The sequence below is a fragment of the Streptomyces sp. NPDC101227 genome (assembly GCF_044767545.1).
Classification (GTDB): Bacteria; Actinomycetota; Actinomycetes; order Streptomycetales; family Streptomycetaceae; genus Streptomyces.
On the sequence record NZ_JBIWOD010000005.1, the window covers coordinates 155,307 to 175,268 of the forward strand.

Below are 19,962 nucleotides of genomic sequence, written 5' to 3' on the forward strand. Positions count from 1 at the left end.
GCCGATCCCTCACCCCCCGCCGCGCTTCTAGCGTGGATCCCATGACCACGCCAGTGTGCAAAAGCGCTTCGGCCGCCGCTGTGTTCCCGTCGTTCTCGTCCTATGTACGGGCCCGGGGGCCGGTCCTGCTGCGCGCCGCGCGGTCGCTGTCCGCCAACCCCAACGACGCCGAGGACCTGCTCCAGACCGCGCTCGCCAAGACCTTCGTGGCCTGGGAGCGGATCGAGGACCACCGCGCCCTGGACGGCTATGTCCGCCGCGCGCTGATCAACACCCGCACCTCCCAGTGGCGCAAGCGCAAGGTCGAGGAGTTCGTCTGCGACGAGCTGCCCGAGCCGGATACGGCCCCGGCCCCCGACCCCGCCGAGCTGCAGGGACTGCGGGACGCGATGTGGCGCGCGGTGATGCGGCTGCCCGCCCGCCAGCGGGCCATGGTCGTCCTGCGCTATTACGAGGACCTCAGCGAGGCCCAGACCGCCGAGGTCATGGAGGTCTCGGTCGGCACGGTCAAGAGCGCCGTATCCCGCGCCCTGGCCAAACTCCGGGAGGATCCGGAGCTGACGATGATCGGGTAGGGGCGGGTGGGTGCCGGCGGCCGGCCGCTGAGCGCGACGAAGACGGCGTCCGGGCAACGCGGCATCCGGGCAACGCGGCGTCCGGAAAAGCGCATGCGGATCCTCAGGGCCCCCGCTACGTTGGCGCGATGGCCGAACCGGGAAGCGCACCCCGAAGCGAACTCCGCACCCCGCGCCTGACACTCCGCGGCTGGCGGGAGTCCGACCTCGCCCCCTGGTCGGCGATGAACGCCGATCCCGAGGTCCGCGCCTACTTCCCGGACGTGCTCACGCGCGAGCGCAGCGAGGCCTCGGCGGCCCGCTTCCAGGCCGCTCTCGACCGGCGGGGCTGGGGGTGGTGGGCGGTGGAGGTGCGGGCCACCGGAGAGTTCATCGGGTTCACCGGGCTGGACTCGCTGGACGAGGACGTGCCGTTCACGGGAGTGGAGGCCGGCTGGCGGCTGTCCCGGCGGGCCTGGGGACACGGCTACGCCACCGAGGCCGCCGAGGCCGCGCTGTCCTTCGGCTTCGAGACCCTCGCCCTGCCGGAGATCCTCGCCGTGACGTGTGCCGCCAACCTCCGTTCCCAGGCGGTGATGCGCCGCATCGGCATGCGCCACGACCCCGCCGACGTCTTCGACGACCCGGCATTCCCCGAGGTTTCCCTGCGCCGCCAAGTGGTGTACCGGATCTCGGCCGAACGGCAAGCCGGACGGTAGGGGGGCCGCCCGGCGGCCCGGACACGACGAGCCGGGGAGAAAACGCCGAAGTTTTTCGGCGGGCGCTGTCGATCCGGCGGTCTCCCGTTCGACGTAGGGGTGAGAGGCGGGGAAAGCCCCGCCGTCCGACCGAGGAGTCCTCATGCCGCGCTACCTGTCGCTGGTCCACATCGACGAGCGGAACGCGTCCGCCCAGGCGCCCAGCCCCGAGTTCGAGAAGCGGATGGGCGCGCTTTTCGAGGAGATCACCAAGGCCGGGGTCATGCTCGATACGGCCGGGCTCACCCCGACCTCGCAGGGCACCCGGGTCACCTGGTCCGGCGGCAAGCTGTCGTACACCGACGGGCCTTTCGCCGAGAGCAAGGAGGTCATCGGCGGTTACGCCATCATCCAGGCCAAGGACAAGGCCGAGGCCCTGGAGTGGACCAGGCGGTTCCTGGAGGCCCACGACGCGCATCTGACGGTCACCGCCGAGGTCCGTGAGATCGCGGAGGGCTGACGGCCGGGCGTACGCGGCCGCCGGTTGCCCCGTCCCCGGCTACGTCCCCCGCCAAGCCCCCGGCTGCATCCCCCGCTAAGTCCCCCGGCTCACCAGCAGTCTGCCCACCGCCTGCTCCAGCTCCGCGATGCGGTCGGCGAGGGCGGGGGGTTCGGCGCCGTGTGCGTCGCGCAACATGGTTTCGATCTCGGTGAGTTGGCCGACGACGTCGGCGAGGCGGGCGGCCTCGCCGGCCCCGGCGGTGGTGAGGGCGTCCTGCCCCGGGGGGATGGCGGTGTCCGGCGGCGGGGCGGGGGAGGCCGCTGGGGTCTCCGCGATCACGGCGGGCTCCGGGAGCTCAACGGACTCCACGGACTGCGCGTGCTGGGGGTTGGTGCCAGGGACGGGCGGAGCGCAGAAGGGCTCCGCTGCCTGCGCGGAGTGGTCGGCGGCCACCGCGGTCTCGGCGGCCTCATCCGACGTCAGCAGCCGCTTCAACTGCTCGGCCTGGGCCGCGAGTTGGCGGTTCTTGCGGTGCAGCTCGAGGAAGACGTTGACCTTGGTGCGCAGCAGCCACGGGTCGAAGGGCTTGACGAGGAAGTCGGCCGCGCCGACCGTGTAGCCGCGGTAGGCGTAGTTGGGGTCCACGGAGGCGCCGGTCAGGAGGATGATCGGGACGTCCTTGGTCTGGTCGAGGCCCTTGATGTTGGCGGCGGTCTCGAAGCCGTTCATGCCCGGCATCAGGACGTCGATGAGGACCACGGCGAACTCCTGGCGCAGCATCGCCTTGAGCGCTTCCTCGCCCGAGCGCGCGCGGACCACGTGCTGGCTGAGCGACCCGAGAACGGCCTCCAGCGCGACCAGGTTCTCTTCCATGTCGTCGACGATAAGGATGCTGGTGGTGCTGTCGGGTGTGGTGGTCATGTGGCCTCCCCCGCCGTGCCGCCGGCCGGTTCTCCGCCTGCAAGGTCTCCGCGGGCCGCCTCTCCGTGAGCCGTCTCCCCGCGGGTCGTCTCTCCGTCGGTGGGCGCGCCGTGGGCGTCATCGCCGGGGTCGGCCGCCGCCCCGGCCGCTTCGGGCTCCGGCCGTACGACTTCGGTACGGTCCTGCGGATCCAGGAGGCGGCAGATCACGGCCAGCAGCCGGTCGACGTCCACCGGCTTGGGGATGTAGTCGTCGGCGCCGCTCTCGATCGCCTTCTCGCGGTCGCCCGGCATGGCCTTCGCGGTGAGGGCGATGACCGGCAGGTCCGCGAAGCGGGGTGCGTGACGGATCGCCTTGATCATCTCGTAGCCGTCCATTTCGGGCATCATGATGTCCATCAGGATCAGCGATACATCGGGCGTCCTGTCCAGGACCTCGAGGCCCTCGCGGCCGTTCTCCGCGTACTTCACGCTGATGCCGACCCGGCCCAGGACGTGCGTCAGGGCGAAGACATTGCGGATGTCGTCGTCGACGATGAGGATGCGGCGGTTGGCCAGCACCCGGCCGGGGCGGCCGCTCAGCCATTCCCTGAGCCGGGTGGTCTCCGGCCAGGCGACGTCCGAGCCGTCGGGCCGCGGGGCGGCCTGGACCCCGGTGCGGGCGGGGGCTTCCGGCGCCTCGAAGGAGTCCCCCGGGTGCTTGGCGAGCGCATCCCCGCCGGCCTCCGCGGCGTCGGTCCCCCGCTCCGGGGGCCGCTCGCTCGGGGCGGGAACTTCACGGTGCGTAGTCACGTTGGCACGTACGGGGGGCAAGGCCGCGGGGGTCGGAGCCGGGGAGACGGTAATGGGGGAGGCGGTGCTGTAGCGGGCGGGGACGAAGAGGGTGAAGGTCGAGCCGATGCCGGGCTCGCTTTCGGCGATGATCCGGCCGCCGAGCAGGGCGGCCATGTCGCGGCTGATGGAGAGGCCTAGGCCGGTGCCGCCGTACTTGCGGTTGGTGGTGCCGTCGGACTGCTGGAACGCCTCGAAGATGCCGTCGAGTTTCTCCGGCGGGATGCCGATACCGGTGTCCTTGACCGCGAGGGCGATGACGACATCGGCGTTGCGCAGGGACTCCTCCGTGAAGCCGGCGGAGGGGACGCGTTCGACGCTGAGCTCGACGCCGCCGGTGGAGGTGAACTTCACGGCGTTGGAGAGGAGGTTGCGCAGGATCTGCTGGAGGCGCTGTTCGTCGGAGAACAGCTCGCGGGGGACGCCCTCGCCGACCTTGACGTCGAAGGAGAGGCCGCGGTCGACGGTGAGCGGGCGGAAGGTCGCCCGTACGTAGTCGAGGAGCTTGTCCAGCGGGAGGGCCTTGGGGTGGACGTCCATCCTCCCCGCCTCGATCTTCGACAGGTCGAGGATGTCGTTGATGAGCTGGAGGAGGTCGGAGCCGGCGCGGTGGATGGTGACCGCGAACTCCACCTCCTGCCCGGAGAGCCGGCCGTCGGGGTTGTCGGCGAGGAGGCGGGAGAGCACGAGCAGGGAGTTGAGGGGGGTGCGCAGCTCGTGCGACATATTGGCGAGGAATTCGGACTTGTACTGGGAGGACGTGGCCAGCAGCGCGGCCTTCTCCTCCAGCTCGGCATTGGTGAGCTGGAGCTCGTCGGAGCGCTGGCGCAGCTCGGCGGTCAGCCGCTGGGACTCCGAAAGGAGGGACTCCGTACGGGAGTTGGCGATGATGGTGTTGATGGAGACGCCGATGGTGTTGGCGAACTGGTCGATGAACGCGAGGTGCACTTCGCTGAACCGGCTGAACGACGCCAGCTCGATCACGCCGAGCACCTGGTCCTCGAAGAGGACGGGCAGGATGACGACGCTGGCGGGGGCGGCGGCGCCGAGGCCGGAGCGGATGGTGATGTAGTCCGGGGGGACGGCGTCGACGAGGATGCGCTTCTTCTCCATCGCGGCCTGGGTGATCAGGCCCCAGCCGGGGGCGCCGGGGCTGGGCAGCGAGCGCCGCCCGTCGGCCTGCTCGGTGCCGTAGCCGGCGATGAACTCCAGCCCTTCGCCCGCCTCGGCGCCCGCCTCCGCCAGGAAGAACGCGCCGAACTGCGCGTTCACCAGCGGTGTCAGCTCGCGCAGGATCAGGTCGGCGACCTCGACCAGGTCGCGGTGGCCCTGCATCAGGCCGGCGATGCGGGTGAGGTTGGACTCCAGCCAGTCCTTGGCGCGGGTGGTCTCGCGGAGGTTGGCCACCATGAGGTTGATGTTGTTCTTCAGCTCGGCGACCTCGCCCTGGGCTTCCACCGAGATGGAGCCGGACATATCGCCCTGGGTGACCGCGCTGGCGACATCGGCGATCGCGCGGACCTGCGTCGTCAGGTTCAGCGCCAGCTCATTGACGCTGGTGGTGAGCTTCTTCCAGGTGCCGTAGACGCCCTCGACCCGGGCCTGGCCGCCCAGCTGGCCCTCGCTGCCCACCTCGCGGGCCACGCGCGTCACCTCGGAGGAGAACGAGGACAGCGTGTCGACCATGGTGTTGATGGTGGTCTTCAGCTCCAGGATCTCGCCGCGCGCGTCCACGTCGATCTTCTTCGACAGGTCGCCCTTCGCCACGGCCGTGGCCACCTGCGCGATGTTGCGGACCTGGGAGGTCAGGTTGTCGGCCATGAAGTTGACGTTGTCAGTGAGGTTCTTCCAGACGCCCGATACGCCGTGGACCTGTGCGCGGCCGCCCAGCCTGCCCTCGGTGCCGACCTCGCGGGCCACGCGGGTGACCTCGTCCGCGAACGCCCGCAGCTGCTGGACCATGGTGTTCACGGTGTCCTTCAGCTCCAGGATCTCGCCCCGGGCGTCCACGTCGATCTTCTTCGACAGGTCGCCGTTGGCCACGGCGGTCGTCACCTGCGCGATGTTGCGGACCTGGGAGGTCAGGTTGAGCGCCATCGAGTTGACGTTGTCCGTGAGGTCCTTCCAGACCCCCGATACGCCCCTGACCTGGGCCTGACCGCCGAGGTTGCCTTCCGTGCCGACCTCGCGGGCGACGCGGGTGACCTCGTCGGCGAAGGCGGACAGCTGGTCGACCATGGTGTTGATCGTCGACTTGAGCTCCAGGATCTCGCCCTTGGCCTCCACGGTGATCGTCTTGCCGAGGTCGCCCTCCGCGACGGCCGTGGCCACCAGAGCGATGTTGCGGACCTGGGTGGTCAGGTTGTCGGCCATGAAATTGACGCTCTCGGTGAGGTCCTTCCAGACCCCGGACACGTCCCTGACCTGCGCCCGGCCGCCCAGCCTGCCTTCCGTGCCGACCTCGCGGGCGACGCGAGTGACCTCGTCGGCGAAGGCGGACAGCTGGTCGACCATGGTGTTGATCGTCGACTTGAGCTGGAGGATCTCGCCCTGCGCATCCACGGTGATCTTCTGGCTGAGGTCGCCGTTGGCCACCGCCGTGGTCACCTGCGCGATGTTGCGGACCTGCCAGGTCAGGTTGGACGCCATGAAGTTGACGTTGTCCGTGAGGTCCTTCCAGACCCCCGATACGCCCCTGACCTGCGCCCGGCCGCCCAGCTGGCCTTCCGTGCCGACCTCGCGGGCCACGCGGGTGACCTCGTCCGCGAACGCCCGCAGCTGGTCGACCATCTTGTTCACGGTCAGCTTCAGCTCCAGCAGCTCGCCGGTGGCCTCGACCGTCACCTGCTGGGTCAGGTCGCCGCGCGCCACCGCCGTGGTGACCACCGCGATGTCCCGCACCTGCGCCGTCAGCCGCGAGGCCATGGTGTTGACCGCCTCGGTCACGTGCAGCCAGTCGCCGGAGAGGCCCTGGGCCTTGGCCCGGCCGCCCAGCCGGCCTTCCGTACCGACCTCGCGGGCCACCCGGGTGACCTCGCCCGTGAACAGCGACAGCTGGTCCACCATGCGGTTGACGCCGCTGCCCAGGCGGCGCAGATCGCCGCGGAGCTGGCGGTTGCCGTCGTGCAGATCGACGTGCTGGGTCAGATCGCCGTCCGCCACCGCGTCCAGCACCCGGGTGGCCTTCGAGATCGGGACCACCAGCGCGCCGAGCACGGAATTGGCCGCGTCGACATTGCTCGTCCAGCCGCCCTGGCCGGGGCTCGCCGTGATCCGCTCGTCCACCCTGCCCTGGCGGACGATCTCGCGGCGGACCCGTTGCAGCTCTTCGGCCAGATGGGCGTTGCGGGCCACGATCTGGTTGAAGACACCGGCGAGATCGGCCAGCGCGCCGTCGTGGACGCCGTCCGCATGCGCCGTGAAATCCCCGTCGCACAGGGCATTCATCGCCGCGAGCAGCTGCCGCAGATCGCCCATGCGGATCTGCTGCAGATCGCCCGGCATCGGCTGCTGGGCGCGCGTGTCCCCCTCCTGCCCGTCAGGCGTGGTGTCGCAGGGGGCAGGAGATGCGGTAGGTCCCGGGTGTGGAGGTGGAGAAGCGGAGTCAGGCCGGGTCGGGTCGAGGGCCATGGCGCACCATCCCCCCAGTGATCCATTTGGGCAGATATGTCATAGTATAAAGCGCTCACCATTAGTTCTTCCCAGGCATTCCCGGGGGGTGCAGTGGGGCCGTTGTCCGCACCCGCGACGGAAGCCGTGTCCCGGAAGGGGCTACCGGCGAATCAGCTCGCGCCCGCCGGTGCCCGGAAATTCGTCCGTACGGTGCTCATGGAACGCGCCCGGCGGCGCCCGGTCACCCCGGGGGCCGCCGCGCTCACCGAGCGCTTCATCGACGACGTCCTGCTCCTCGTGAGCGAACTGGTCACCAACGCCGTCATGTACGCCGGCACGGAGATCGACGTGACCTGCCGCCTGGAGCCCGCCGGGGCGCCGGGCGTGAAATCGGACGACGGCGGCAACGGCGCCGACGGCGGGGCCGTCCACCCGGACGACGGCCCCGCCGTCATGGGCGTCGTCGTCGAGGTGGCCGACCGCCACCCCTCCCGGGGCGTACACGGCGGGGTGGACGCGCGCAGCGGAGAGCCCGGCTACGGCCTCCAGCTGGTCAGCGCGGTGGCCGACTCCTGGGGCGTGACCTACCGGCAGTCCGAGAAGACGGTGTGGTTCCGCCTCGTGGCCAGGGAGGGCGAGCCCGAGATCCCCGGCCCCCCGCCGTCCGCCCGGCCCGCCGGCGCCGGTCGCCGGAGGCAAGCCCCGCCCGGCCATCCCGCCGCCCTCTCCCGCGCGCACGCCGCCGAATGGGCCGACCGCGGCGGCCCGTCCTTTCTGGCCGAGACCAGCGAACTGCTGGCCGGCCAGCTCGACCAGGAGATGGTCACCGCGCTCGCGGCGCAGCTGCTCGTCCCCCGGCTCGCCGACTGGTGCGCCATCTGGCTGAACACCGAGGGCACCGGAATGAAGCTGTCCCGGGTCTGGCACGTCGACGAGCGGCGCATCCTGCCGCTGCGCGCCGACCTGGAGCGGGACACCCCGTCCGTCGGCGTCAGCACCGCCGGCACCCCATGGCCCTGGCCGGAAAGCGCCGGCGCCCGGCACACCGGCGGCTCGGCGCTGGCGTTCCCGCTGGTGGCCCGCGACACCGAGCAGGGCCTCCTGCTGCTCGGGCGCGCCGGACAGCTCCAGATGACCGACACCGTCGTACGGATGGTGGAGGACGTGGCCCGGCGGGTCGCCCAGGCCGTGTTCACCGCCCGCCAGTACACCCGGCAGACCACCATCAGCCAGGCGCTGCAGCGCCGCCAGCTGCCCGCGTCGCTGGCCAGCATCGAAGGCGTCGACACGGCCATCGTCTACGAGCCGCACGGCGAGGGACAGACCGTCGGCGGCGACTTCTACGACATCTTCCCGATGGGCGAACACCGCTGGTGCTTCCTGCTCGGCGACGTCCAGGGCAAGGACCCGGAGGCGATGTCCGTCACCGGACTGGCCCGCCACCTGGTGCGGCTGCTGGCCCGCGAGGGACACGGCGTGGAGTCCGTGCTCGACCGGCTGAACACCGCGATGGCCGAGGACAGCGCGGAGGCCGTGGAACTGAGCGGCGAGCAGGCCAGCTCCCGCTTCCTGAGCCTGCTCTACGGCGAACTGGAGGTCGAGCCGGGCGTGGCCGGCGCGCACTGCACGGTCGCCACCGCCGGCCACCCGCCGCCGCTGCACCTCTTCGGCGACGGGAGGGTGGCGCCGGCCTCCGACCCCCAAATGCTCCTGGGCATCGACGAGGGCACGGAATTCCAGGCCAGCTCCTTCGACCTCGCCCCCGGCGAAACGCTCCTGTGCGTCACCGACGGCGTCACCGAACGCCGCTGCGGCAACTGGCAGTTGGACGACAACGACGGCCTGGCCGAAATCCTCCGTGACGGAATGGGCCTGGGCGCCAAGGCGCTGGCGGAACACGTACGCCGCGCGGCACACGACTTCGGCACCGGACCGGTGGAGGACGACCTTTCGGTACTCGTACTCCAGGCGGTCCGCGGCGGGAACGGACGGCGGGGGTGAGGGCGGCGCTCTTGCCGGGCCGTTCTCACACGGTCCAGGAGTCAGCCGGATCGTCCAGCCACGCGGATTGCCCTTCCGCTGTCACGGTCAGGCCGAACCGCTCGTGCCCCGGCTTGGAATTCTCTTCCCACCATCGGTAGGCGGCTTCCGCTTCATCCCAGAGCCGGCGGGGGCCGGACTGCCAGACACGGGCCGTATCGCCATCGCGGAACCAGGCGCACGCCCATGAGCGATCGGTCATGCCGTAGAGCCAGACCGGCCGCCCGCCGTCGCGTTTCTCGGCCACGGCATGCAGGCAATTCGGCATGCGGAGACCGAGGGCGAACCGTTGGGGGGTGAACTGTCCCCCGACGAATTCCGATTCCGTGAGCGTCGTGGCCGTTTCGTCGCCGTCGGCAACACTGCCGGGCACGTAATCGGAGTGGATCACGGGCCTGGCCCGCTGGGCCCGCAACTTCATGAACTCCACGGGCCCGGTGAACCGCCCGGATGCGCTCCGCCCGTCCGGCGCGACGACCAGGCGGGCGACGGCGTCACCGTTGCTGTAGTGCGTCCCCCACGGGACCACGATGATGCCGCCCGGCTCGCACTGCTCGACCCACGCGAACTCTCCGTTTCTCGCGCAGCGCAGACAGGGCGTTCGGCATCGAGGGCACAGCCGACGCGTTCGAGCGTGAGTGCCGCGAGATCAAGCAGGGCGGCCTATTGGAAGGCTTCCCGGAGTACGTCGGGCACGAGGGCCGAGCGGCGGAGATCCGGCTTTACGAAATCGGGATCATTCCTGGACTGCTCCAGACACCGGAGTACGCGCGGGTACTGGCCGACAGCGCCGTGCGGCGGGGTGCCATCGCGCCCGAACAAGCGGATGAACGTGTTGCGTTCCTGACGGAGCGGCAGGCGGCGCTGACGCGGCCCCGCCCTCCCATGATCCTGGTGGTGATGGATGAGAGCTGCATTCGTAGACGGGTCGGCGGTCACAAGGTCATGAGCGCTCAACTCGACCGGCTGGCGGAGTTCGCCGAGCTGCCGAACACCGTGCTCCAGATCGCCCCGTACGACACAGGGGAGCGTCGCCCGTTCGACCTGCCGATGAACTTGCTCACGCTGTCAGACCTGTCCGTGATCGCGTACGCAGAGTCCCAGATGCGGGGACACCTGGAACGCGATACGACAGCCGTACTCCCCCTGTTGACGGCCTACCATCAGTTGCAGGCCGAAGCGCTGCCCCAGGCGACATCGGTGGCCATGATCAATGAGGTACGAAAGGGCACCCCGTGACCACGACCGAGTCCCCCCGCTGGTTCAAGTCTTCGTACAGCAACAACGGCGGTAACTGCCTCGAGATCGCCGCCAACCTCCTCCCTTCGCGCGGCATGGTCCCCGTCCGTGACAGCAAGGACCCGCACGGCCCGGCGCTCGCCTTCGAGGCGTCCGTCTGGTCGTCGTTCGTGTCGGCCGTCCGCGTCGGCGAATTCGGCGGCATCTGAAGCCCGCACGTCAAGAAGCGATCACGGGGGCACTGGCGGTCACGCTGCCGCACCCGGCGCGACCGCCCCCGATTTCCGCCCTGCGGGCAAGAACACACCCCAGGGACGTGACATACCAAGCGGTATGCGTCGACAATCGCAGCACCACTACCCGTCCGTAACCAAGCGGAGGCACCCGGTGCTCAGCACGATGCAGGACGTATCGCTCACGGTCTCGCGAATCCTGGCCCATGGATCGACCGTCCACGGCGAGTCGGAGGTCATCACCTGGACCGATACGGATCCGCACCGCCGTACCTTCGCCGAGGTCGGCCGCCGCGCCGCGCAGCTGGCGCATGCGCTCCGGGACGAGCTCGGGGTGACGGCCGAGGAGCGTACGGCGACGTTGATGTGGAACAACGCCGAGCATCTGGAGGCGTATCTCGCCATCCCCTCCATGGGGGCGGTGCTGCACACCCTCAACCTGCGGCTGCCCGCCGACCAGCTGACCTGGATCATCAACCACGCCGAGGACCGGGTCATCCTCGTCAACGGCACCCTGCTCCGGCTGCTCGCGCCCCTGCTGCCGCAGCTGCCCACGGTGGAACACATCGTCGTGGTGGGCCCCGGCGACCGGTCCCTGCTCGCCGGCACGTCCGCCCGGCTGCACGACTACGAGGAGCTGCTCGCCGGCCGCCCGGAGACCTATGAGTGGCCCGAGATCGACGAACGCGAGGCCGCCGCCCTCTGCTACACCTCCGGAACGACCGGCGACCCCAAGGGCGTGCTCTACAGCCACCGTTCGCTCTATCTGCACTCCCTCCAGGTCAACACCACCGAGGCGTTCGCGCTCGGCCCCCGCGACCTCGCGCTGCCGGTCGTGCCGATGTTCCATGTGAACGCCTGGGGCCTGCCGCACGCCGCCTTCATGGCCGGCGCATCGCTGCTCATGCCGGACCGCTTCCTCCAGCCGGCGCCGCTCGCCGAGATGATCGCGTCGCAGCGGCCCACCATCGGCGCCGCCGTCCCCACCATCTGGCAGGGCCTGCTCGCCGAACTGGACGGCAACAAGCGCGATGTCCGCAGCCTGCACACGGTCATCATCGGCGGCTCCGCCTGTCCGCCCGTCCTGATGCGCGGCTTCCAGGAACGGCACGGCATCCGCGTCGTCCACGCCTGGGGCATGACCGAGACCTCCCCGCTGGGCACCGTGGCCCATCCGCCGGCCGGGGTGAGCGACGAGGAGGAGTGGGCCTACCGCGCTACCCAGGGCCGTTTCCCCGCGTCCGTGGAGGCGCGGCTGATCGGCCCCGGCGGCGAGGAGCTGCCCTGGGACGGCCAGGCCGCGGGCGAACTGGAGGTCCGCGGGCCATGGATCGCCGGCGCCTACTTCGGTGGCGCCCAGGGCGAAGCGCTGCGCCCGGACGACAAGTTCAGCCCCGACGGCTGGCTGCGCACCGGTGACGTCGGCACCATCACCCCCAACGGCTATCTGACGCTCACCGACCGCGCCAAGGACGTCATCAAGTCGGGCGGGGAGTGGATCTCGTCCGTCGAGCTGGAGAACCACCTGATGGCCCACCCGGGCGTCGCGGAGGCCGCGGTGGTCGCCGTACCGGACGAGAAGTGGGGCGAGCGGCCGCTGGCGACGGTGGTGGTGACGGAGGGCTCGGCGGTCACCTACGAGGAGCTGCAGGCGTTCCTCGGCCAGCGGATCGCGCGCTGGCAGCTGCCCGAGCGGTGGGCGGTGATCCCGTCGGTGCCCAAGACCAGCGTGGGCAAGTTCGACAAGAAGGTGCTGCGGCGGCAGTACGCGGACGGGGAGCTGAAGGTGACCCGGCTGGGGTGACGCCGCTCGGTGGGGCCCGGCCGGGGCCCCACCGCCTCTCAGCCACCCCTCAGTTCGTGCCGATCTTGGCCAGCAGATCGACGATCCGGGCCTGTACCTCGGCGCTGGTGGAGCGCTCGGCCAGGAAGAGCACCGTCTCGCCGGCGGCGAGCAGCGGCAGCTGGGCCGGGTCCATGTCGGCGGCGGTGTAGACGACCAGCGGGGTGCGGTCCAAATGCCCGTTGGCGCGCAGCCAGTCGACGATGCCGGCCCGCCGGCGGCGCACCTGCATCAGGTCCATGACGACGAGATTCGGCCGCATCTGCGTCGCCAGCGTCACCGCGTCGGTGTCCGCGCCGGCCCGCGCGACCTGCATCCCGCGCCGCTCCAGAGAGGTCGTCAGGGCACCCGCGATGGCGTCGTTCTGCTCGATCAGCAGGACTCGGGCCGGGTGGTTCTCGCCGTCGCGCGGCGCGAGCGCCTTGAGGAGTACGGCCGGATCGGCGCCGTACGCGGCCTCGCGGGTCGCCTGGCCGAGTCCGGCGGTCACCAGCACCGGGACCTGGGCCGCGCCCGCCGCCTGGCGCAGCGACTGCAGCGCGGTACGGGTGATCGGCCCGGTCAGCGGGTCGACGAAGAGCGCCGCGGGGTACGCCGCGATCTGCGCGTCCACCTCCTCGCGGGAGTTGACGATCACCGGCCGGTAGCCGCGGTCGCTCAGCGCCTGCTGGGTCGGGACGTCCGGCGCGGGCCACACCAGCAGCCGGCGCGGATTGTCCAGCGGCTCCGGCGGCAACTCGTCGTCCATCGGCGGCGGCTGACGGTTCATCACCTCGATGGCGCCGTTCGGGCCGTCCAGCGGCTCGGGACCCTCGCTGCCCTCGTCGGGCGCGGAGATCGCGAAGGCGCGGCCCTCGCCGACGTCCCGCAGACGCGGCTGCGGCGGGGACTGCGGCTTGGGGCGGTCGGCCGGCTGCGGGGGCTTGGCCTGCGGCGACAGCTGGGCTCCCGGCTCGGTGCCGGGCTGGGCCCCCTGGGCGCGGGCATCGCCGGCCGGGGCGCGCTCGTCGTCCTGGGCGCGCCGCTCCTGGGGCGTGGCGAGCTTCCGGCGGCGGCCCGAACCGGCGGAGGTGCCACCGGGCGGCGTGCTGCCGGGGGGCGCGGGCGGGCGCTGCTGGTCGGCGATCTGCTGGGCGAAGGGCACGCCCTGGCCGAGGGTGCGCACGCTGAAGGCCCGCCCGTTGGAGTGGCCCGCTGCGGAGCCCTCGTCATCGGCGGCGGGCGGCAGCGGCTGCCGGGCGGCGGGGGCCTGCGCCGCCTGCGCCCGGCCCTGCGGCGGGACGGGGGCCTGCGCCGCCTGGGCCGGGGGTTCCTCGGCGGGGCTGGGGCGGCCGCGCCTGCGGCCCGTGGGGGCGGGGCCGGGTGCCGCGGCGGCGCCGGGCGCCGCAGGGGCGGCGGCGTCCGGGCTCTGGGCCGCGCCCGGCGCCGGGGCGACGCCGGGGGCCGTACCCGTCGCCGTACCGGTCTCCTCCGACGGCTCGGTCGGCTGCGCCACCAGCCCCTCCGGGCCCGCCACGAAGGTGCCGGACGCCTCGGAATCGGCCATCGCGGCCGCCGCCCGCTCCTCGGCCGCGGCCCGTCGGGCCCGGCGTCGCCCGGTCGGCTCGCCGTCCCAAGTTCCTTGCTCCGCACCGGAGCCGGCCGCTTCCAGTTCGAATCCGGGCCGCGCGCCGGGCATCTCGCCCGCCTCGTCGGCCGGCCGCCGCGCCCGGCGCCGCCCCGTACCGCCGCCGTCCTGCGGGCCGCCGGCCTGCGCGGGCACCTGCCCGTTCGCCGCGGCGAGCGCGGGCAGCGACGGACCCGGCTGCGGGGTCTGATCCGCCGCGGCAGGCGGCAGCGCAAAGGCGGTACGCGCCCCCGCGGGCGCCAGCGCCTCCGCGGACCGCGCCGCGGGCTGCTGCCCGCCCGGCGGCACCGGCGTCTGACCGCCGCCGCCCTGCGCGCCCCGCTCCGGCGCGGCCCCCAGCGCCCGGCGCGCCCGCCGGCCACTCGGCTGCACGGGCGAAAGGCCCTGCGGCTGCCCCTGACCTTGACCCTGACCTGGGATTCCCGGCCGTCCTTGCACCTGACCGGGGTTTCCCAGCTGTCCTTGCACCTGACCGGGGATTCCCGGCTGTCCCGGAACCGGACCGGGGGCGTGCCCCTGCCCGGCGCCCGTGTCACCGGCGGCAGCCGCGTCGCTCACCCCGCCGACACCGCTCCGCTCGTCGGCACCGGCACCGGCACCGGCAGCCCCGGGCACCCCGCCGTCACCCGCATCGTTCGAGTCGCCCGCGGCGCCGCCCTCGCCGGACCCCGCCGGGAGAGCCGGCGCGCCGTCCTCCGGCGCACCCTGCCGCGCCCGCCGCCGCCCGCTCGGGGAGGGCGGTGCCTGCTGCTCGAAACCGTCGTCACCCGGCGCACCGCCCGCCGCAGCGGCCCCGGCGCCGTCGGCGCCCTGCGCACCGGTCCCCGCGCCGAGCGCCCGCGGCCCCGCGGCCTGCTCGGCCCCGGAGTGCCGCGCCCGCCGCCGCCCGGTGGGCTGCGCGCCGCCTTCCGTACCGGAATCCCCGGCGGGAGCGGCGGCGCCCTGGCCAGTGTCGCCCTCGCCCGCACCGTCCCCGGCGGGCTGCGTGCCCCGCGCCCGCGCGGCCGGTACCGGCATCACCGTCGTCTCGCCGGTCGCGTCGCCGGCCTTGTCCGCCCCGGCCGCCTTCTCCGCCCCGGACGCCGCCGGGCCGTCCGCCGCCACCGGCAGCTCCAGCACATATGCGCTGCCGCCCGCGCCCGAGCCGCCGGGCACCTCATGGGTCTGCAGCAGCCCGCCGTGCTGCTGCACGATCCCGCGCACGATGGGCTCATGGACCGGGTCGCCGCCGCCGAACGGGCCGCGCACCTCGATCCGTACGACGTCCCCGCGCTTGGCGGCCGCGACCACGATCGTCGAGTCCCCGGGGATCGGCCCCGTACGGCCCGCGGTGCCCGAGCCCGGCGCGACGGCGCCCGCCGGCATCCGGCCCGTCGAGTCCACACCCGCGACATCCGCGATCAGATGCGACAGCGCCTGCGCCATCCGCTCCGCGTCGACCAGCGCGTCTATCGGGGGCGCATGCACCGCGAACTGCGCCCGGCCGGGACCGATCAGCTCGATCGCGCCCTCCACGCCCGCCGCGACGACCGTGTCCATCGAGACCTTGGTGCGGTTGAGCCGCTCCGTCCCGGAGTCCAGCCGCTGATAGCTCAGGACGTTGTCGACCAGCGTCGTCATCCGGGCGTGTCCGGCCGCCAGATGGTGCAGGATCTGGTTCGCCTCCGGCCACAGCTGGCCTGCCGGGTCGGACGCGAGGGTGCCGAGCTCGCCGGTCAGCTCCTCCAACGGCCCGCGCAGCGCCTGGTCGAGCACGGCGAGCAGCTGGGCGTGCCGTGCCGCCAGCGCGTCGTAGGGGCGCCGGTCCGTGAAGGTCATCACCGCGCCGACGAGCTGGTCCCCGTCACGCACCGGCGCCGTCGTCAGATCGACGGACACCGATCGTCCGTCCTTCGCCCACAGGGCCTGCCCCCGCACCCGGTGCTTGCGCCCGGATTTGAGGGTGTCGGCCAGCGGCGTGTCCTCCCACGGCAGCGCCGAACCGTCCGCCCGCGAGTGATGGATCAGCGGATGCAGCTCCTTGCCGCCCAGCTCGCTCGCCCGGTAGCCGAGGATCTGCGCCGCGGACGGATTGACGAGAACGATCTTGCCCTCGGCGTCGACCCCGACCACGCCCTCGGCCGCGGCCCGCAGAATCATCTCGGTCTGCCGCTGCTGGCGGGCCAGCTCCGCCTCGGTGTCCAGCGTCCCGGTCAGATCGCGCACGACGAGCATCAGCAGCTCATCGCCCGTGTAGCCGTTGCGGTGATCGGCGTACGCGGCCTCGAAGGAGGACTCGTACGGGGTGCGGCCGTCTTCGAGGTTGGCGCTGGTCACCTCGACGAGCAGCTCGGTCCCGTCCGTACGCCGTGCCACCATCCGCGTCGGCTTCGTCCGGCCGCCCTCGGTCTCCTCGTCCCGGCGCCGCATGGAACCCGGGATCCGCTTGGAGTCGAAGGTCGGCAGGAGGTCCAGCAGCCCGCGGCCCACCAGAGCGGTGCCCGGCGCCTCGAACGTCTCCAGCGCGATGGTGTTGGCGTTGACGACGGTGCCGTTGCAGTTGACGAGCAACAGCGCGTCGGGAAGGGCATCGAGTATGGCTGCGAGGCGAGCAGCGCCTCGGGATGGCCTGCTGCTCACGAGACGCTTCCTCCCTGTTACCGCACCTTGCCGGCCCGCCGTGGCGGACCGCTGGGGTGGAGTCTACGGGCATGTGCCCGCGAAGCGGAGGCGCATGACGAGGAGGTATTGCACGGTCGGGTGCGACTCGCCGCACGCCCGACATGTGCACCCTCGTCCTGACCTGGCGCGCTACTCCGCCATGAACCGGGTCACGAAGTGGTGCGCGGAAGCAGGGGTACGAAGCGGCGCCAGCGTTCGATCTCACACCCGTTCGTGCGCCGGAAGTGGGCGTCGACCGGGCGTCCCGCCCAGGTGCCGGTGACATGCGCGGTGACCGCGCTGCCGTAGATCGCCGTGCACACGGCGTCCGGCCGTACCGCCGCGAAGGTGTCCCGCCCCCACTGCGTCATCCCGTCCAGCTTGTCGCAGGCCGCCTTGGCGTCGGGGTGGTTGCCGCCGTCGGGGTGGCAGCGCAGCTCGTAGGTGCGGTCGGTGGCCCGCGAGCCGGAGTCGCGGACGGAGACGGTGAGGTGGTCGGCGGCCGCGCGGTGGGCGGGGAGGGTGCCGAACAGGTCGTCGGCCGTGCCGATGCCGGTGTCGGTACCGCCGGGCCGCTGGTCGGCCAGCGGAATCGGCAGCGGGATGGGGAGCGGGATGGGGGCGGCGAGTGCGGGCGCCGCGCAAACGAGGGACACGGCGGCGGTCGCGGCCGCGGCGAGGAGGGACTTCCCGGCGTACGTCCGGCGATACGGCATCACGGGCTCCAGAGAGGCGAGTGCGGGGCGGTACGCGGTACGTACACGCCGGGGGCGCACGACACGCAGGTCGGCGCAGCCCCGACACTCCTAACGCGTCGCGAGCCCCGACGTTGCGCCGCAGGAACGTCTTTGCCGGGTGGCCCGCGGGCCTAGTACCGTAGGGGGCGATTGGTGACAGCCCGCAGAGCTGTGCCATCATCTGGACACACCACAGCGTGCGTGCGCGCGTGGGGTGTGTGGAGGCGTCGCCTAGTCCGGTCTATGGCGCCGCACTGCTAATGCGGTTTGGGGCTTACCCCCCATCGAGGGTTCAAATCCCTCCGCCTCCGCTCCTTTTCGTTCAGGCCCAGGTCCACCGCGACCGGGGCCTGAACGCATTTCCGGGCACCGTCGCATCCCGCGCTCTCCGCATGCGCTGCCCGCCCCTCCCCGTACGCTCCGATCATGGCCATGAAGCCCGCGGAGCCCGTCGAGCCCGTGCCGGGAGCCCCGTACGCGGACGAGCCCCGGCTCGCCGCGGCGCCGATGGGGGCCCGCCGCCTCGTCGTCATGCTGGCCTTCGAGGGGGCCCGACTGCTGGACGTGACCGGCCCGTTGGAGGTCTTCAGCGCCGCTGCCCGGCTGGGCGGCCGCTACGAGATCCAGGTCCGCACCCCCGACGGCCGCGACATCACCACCACCGCCGGCACCCGACTGTCGGCCGACGGGCCCGGCACCGCGGCCGACCCGCCCTCCCTCCACACCCTCCTCGTCCCCGGCGCGGAGGAACTCACCCAGGGCCGCTTCCCGCCCGGCCTGCTCGACGCCGTAAGGGCCCTCGCCGCCCGCGCCCACCGGACCGCCTCGGTCTGCGCCGGCGCCTTCGCCCTGGCCGAGGCGGGCCTCCTGGACGGCCGCCGCGCCACCACCCACTGGCGCCACACGGCCACCCTCGCCGCCCGCCACCCCACCCTCTCCGTCGACCCCGACGCGATCTACGTCCGTGACGAGCGCCTCTACACCTCCGCCGGCGTCTCGGCCGGCATCGACCTTTCGCTCGCCCTGGTGGAGGCGGACGAGGGCCCGGACCTGGCCCGCGAGGTGGCCCGCGACCTGGTCGTCTTCATGCAGCGGCCGGGTGGCCAGTCCCAGTTCTCGGTGCCCGCCCGCACCCCGCGCCCCCGCCACGACGCGCTGCGCGCCCTCCTGGACGAGATCGCCGCCGACCCGGCCGCCGACCACTCCCTCGCCGCCCTGGCCACCCGCGCCGGCCTCAGCGGCCGCCACCTCACCCGCCTCTTCCGCGAGCACACCGGCGCCACGCCGGCCGCATACGTCGAAGCCGTACGCCTGGAGGCCGCCCAGGCCCTCCTCGCCAACGGCGAAACCGCCACCGTCACGGCCCGCCGCACCGGCATCGGCAGCGACGAGTCCCTCCGCCGCCTCTTCCTCCGCCGCCTGGGCGTCACCCCCTCCGCCTACCGGGCCCGCTTCCGCACCACCACCCGCTGACCGCCCCACCCCGCCCTTCGCCCTGGCCGTTCGCTGTCCACATCTGTGGGCAACCCGTCCCCCGCAGACCGGGCATCCGCGCCCCGCCCCGCGCCACCCTGAACCCATGACCACCCCAGACCCCACCCCCTCGGCCATCGGCGGCATCCCCGTCCCCGACAGCAAGCTCGCCCGGGAGGCCACCGAACTGGTCCGCGACCTCACCGACGACCTGCTCTACGACCACTCCCGGCGCGTCTACCTCTTCGGCGCCCGCCACGGCCTCGACCGCGGCCTGGACTTCGACCCGGAGCTGCTCTACGTAGGCGCCCTCTTCCACGACCTCGGCCTCACCGCCAGGTTCCGCGCCTCCCAGCGGCGCTTCGAACTCGACGGCGCCGACGAGGCCCGCGCCTTCCTCACCGCCCGCGGCATCCCCGAGGACCGCGCCCGCCTGGTCTGGGAGGGCATCGCCCTGCACACCACCCCGGAGATCCCGCACCACATGGCCCCGGAAGTGGCCCTCGTCACAGCCGGCGTCGAACTCGACGTCCTCGGCCTCGGCTACGGCACCCTCCCCGCCGAAACCCGCGACGCCATCGTGGCCGCGCACCCCCGCCCCGACTTCAAGCGCCGCATCCTCCGCGCCTTCCACCAGGGCCTGGCCCACCGCCCCCAGACCACTTTCGGCAACGTCAAGGCCGACGTCCTGGCCCGCTTCGAAGAGGACTACACCCGCCCGAACTTCGTCCGGATCATCGAGGACTCCCCCTGGCCCCAGTAGCTCCCCGACCCCCGCCACAAACGCATTTCCGCAGTTCAGAGCGGCTGCGGGCAATGGATTTCGCCTCACGGCGCAGGTCATGTAATGTTGTTCTCGCAACGCCGACCGGCAAGAAAAACCGCCGGAAAGCCAAGCGCTCGTAGCTTAACGGATAGAGCATCTGACTACGGATCAGAAGGTTGCAGGTTCGAATCCTGCCGAGCGCACACAGGTCAAAGGCCCCCTCGCTTCTAGCGAGGGGGCCTTTGAC

Annotated in this window: 13 protein-coding genes, 2 tRNA genes and 1 pseudogene; 11 read left to right on the plus strand and 5 right to left on the minus strand. The window is 72.4% G+C overall.

What is annotated here, in order from left to right; all coding sequences use genetic code 11:
- The first annotated feature begins 41 nt into the window (after positions 1-41).
- The 3 genes from ACIRPT_RS13105 (at position 42) to ACIRPT_RS13115 (ending at position 1,772) form a co-directional block, all read left to right on the plus strand.
- Positions 42-575 carry a SigE family RNA polymerase sigma factor gene (locus tag ACIRPT_RS13105; RefSeq protein ID WP_403499514.1) on the plus strand — a complete coding sequence of 178 codons (534 nt, stop codon included), beginning with the start codon at positions 42-44 and terminating at the stop codon, positions 573-575.
- A 128-nt stretch (positions 576-703) separates the two neighbouring features.
- Complete coding sequence (locus ACIRPT_RS13110; protein WP_403826251.1) at positions 704-1,273, plus strand: GNAT family N-acetyltransferase; 570 nt, start codon at positions 704-706, stop codon at positions 1,271-1,273.
- A gap of 142 nt (positions 1,274-1,415) precedes the next feature.
- On the plus strand, positions 1,416-1,772 hold the full coding sequence (locus ACIRPT_RS13115; protein WP_403826254.1) for a YciI family protein: 357 nt from the start codon (positions 1,416-1,418) through the stop codon (positions 1,770-1,772).
- Positions 1,773-1,847: 75 nt separating this feature from the next.
- On the opposite strand, the gene ACIRPT_RS13120 is transcribed toward ACIRPT_RS13115, so the two are convergent.
- A complete protein-coding gene (locus ACIRPT_RS13120) occupies positions 1,848-2,675 on the minus strand; it encodes a two-component system response regulator (protein ID WP_403826257.1) in 828 nt (275 codons plus the stop codon).
- Positions 2,672-7,009: a HAMP domain-containing protein gene (locus ACIRPT_RS13125; RefSeq protein ID WP_403826260.1), complete on the minus strand. Its 4,338-nt coding sequence runs from the start codon at positions 7,007-7,009 to the stop codon at positions 2,672-2,674. Before ACIRPT_RS13125 ends, ACIRPT_RS13120 begins: the two co-directional genes overlap by 4 nt.
- Positions 7,010-7,333: 324 nt before the next feature.
- On the opposite strand from ACIRPT_RS13125, the gene ACIRPT_RS13130 reads away from it, so the two are divergent.
- Positions 7,334-9,118 (plus strand): SpoIIE family protein phosphatase, encoded by a 1,785-nt coding sequence (locus ACIRPT_RS13130; protein WP_403826263.1) that lies wholly within the window; start codon positions 7,334-7,336, stop codon positions 9,116-9,118.
- Positions 9,119-9,143: 25 nt separating this feature from the next.
- On the opposite strand, the pseudogene ACIRPT_RS13135 reads toward ACIRPT_RS13130, so the two are convergent.
- Positions 9,144-9,737: pseudogene (locus tag ACIRPT_RS13135) on the minus strand (protein-L-isoaspartate(D-aspartate) O-methyltransferase); the annotation flags it as partial.
- A 26-nt stretch (positions 9,738-9,763) separates the two neighbouring features.
- Between ACIRPT_RS13135 and ACIRPT_RS13140 the strand changes: the two are divergent.
- The 3 genes from ACIRPT_RS13140 to ACIRPT_RS13150 all read left to right on the plus strand — a co-directional run bounded on the left by ACIRPT_RS13140 (position 9,764) and on the right by ACIRPT_RS13150 (position 12,433).
- Positions 9,764-10,396: a DUF5753 domain-containing protein gene (locus ACIRPT_RS13140; protein WP_403827067.1), complete on the plus strand. Its 633-nt coding sequence runs from the start codon at positions 9,764-9,766 to the stop codon at positions 10,394-10,396.
- On the plus strand, positions 10,393-10,605 hold the full coding sequence (locus tag ACIRPT_RS13145) for a DUF397 domain-containing protein (protein ID WP_403826266.1): 213 nt from the start codon (positions 10,393-10,395) through the stop codon (positions 10,603-10,605). The genes ACIRPT_RS13140 and ACIRPT_RS13145 overlap by 4 nt, the downstream gene beginning before the upstream one ends.
- Before the next feature lie 178 nt (positions 10,606-10,783).
- Positions 10,784-12,433: a long-chain fatty acid--CoA ligase gene (locus ACIRPT_RS13150; protein ID WP_403826269.1), complete on the plus strand. Its 1,650-nt coding sequence runs from the start codon at positions 10,784-10,786 to the stop codon at positions 12,431-12,433.
- A gap of 49 nt (positions 12,434-12,482) precedes the next feature.
- Here ACIRPT_RS13150 and ACIRPT_RS13155 read toward each other — a convergent pair whose 3' ends face one another.
- Entirely contained in the window at positions 12,483-16,718 is a 4,236-nt protein-coding gene (locus ACIRPT_RS13155; RefSeq protein ID WP_403826272.1) for a PAS domain-containing protein, read from the minus strand.
- A gap of 191 nt (positions 16,719-16,909) precedes the next feature.
- Entirely contained in the window at positions 16,910-17,455 is a 546-nt protein-coding gene (locus ACIRPT_RS13160; protein ID WP_403826275.1) for an SSI family serine proteinase inhibitor, read from the minus strand.
- 241 nt (positions 17,456-17,696) lie between these two features.
- Between ACIRPT_RS13160 and ACIRPT_RS13165 the strand changes: the two genes are divergently transcribed.
- The 4 genes from ACIRPT_RS13165 to ACIRPT_RS13180 all read left to right on the plus strand — a co-directional run bounded on the left by ACIRPT_RS13165 (position 17,697) and on the right by ACIRPT_RS13180 (position 19,918).
- Positions 17,697-17,787, plus strand: a tRNA-Ser gene (locus tag ACIRPT_RS13165).
- Between the two features lie 115 nt (positions 17,788-17,902).
- Positions 17,903-18,949, plus strand: coding sequence for a GlxA family transcriptional regulator (locus tag ACIRPT_RS13170; RefSeq protein WP_403826277.1), 1,047 nt, complete (start codon positions 17,903-17,905; stop codon positions 18,947-18,949).
- A gap of 106 nt (positions 18,950-19,055) precedes the next feature.
- A complete protein-coding gene (locus ACIRPT_RS13175) occupies positions 19,056-19,712 on the plus strand; it encodes an HD domain-containing protein (protein WP_403826280.1) in 657 nt (218 codons plus the stop codon).
- 133 nt (positions 19,713-19,845) lie between these two features.
- Positions 19,846-19,918: transfer RNA gene (locus ACIRPT_RS13180), tRNA-Arg, on the plus strand.
- Positions 19,919-19,962: the final 44 nt, after the last annotated feature.

Coding starts and splice junctions, on each gene's coding strand:
- ACIRPT_RS13105 (WP_403499514.1), top strand. CDS start 42: ATGACCACGCCAGTGTGCAAAAGCGCTTCGGCCGCCGCTGTGTTCCCG.
- ACIRPT_RS13110 (WP_403826251.1), top strand. CDS start 704: ATGGCCGAACCGGGAAGCGCACCCCGAAGCGAACTCCGCACCCCGCGC.
- ACIRPT_RS13115 (WP_403826254.1), top strand. CDS start 1,416: ATGCCGCGCTACCTGTCGCTGGTCCACATCGACGAGCGGAACGCGTCC.
- ACIRPT_RS13120 (WP_403826257.1), bottom strand. CDS start 2,675: ATGACCACCACACCCGACAGCACCACCAGCATCCTTATCGTCGACGAC.
- ACIRPT_RS13125 (WP_403826260.1), bottom strand. CDS start 7,009: ATGCCGGGCGATCTGCAGCAGATCCGCATGGGCGATCTGCGGCAGCTG.
- ACIRPT_RS13130 (WP_403826263.1), top strand. CDS start 7,334: ATGGAACGCGCCCGGCGGCGCCCGGTCACCCCGGGGGCCGCCGCGCTC.
- ACIRPT_RS13160 (WP_403826275.1), bottom strand. CDS start 17,455: ATGCCGTATCGCCGGACGTACGCCGGGAAGTCCCTCCTCGCCGCGGCC.
- ACIRPT_RS13170 (WP_403826277.1), top strand. CDS start 17,903: ATGGCCATGAAGCCCGCGGAGCCCGTCGAGCCCGTGCCGGGAGCCCCG.
- ACIRPT_RS13175 (WP_403826280.1), top strand. CDS start 19,056: ATGACCACCCCAGACCCCACCCCCTCGGCCATCGGCGGCATCCCCGTC.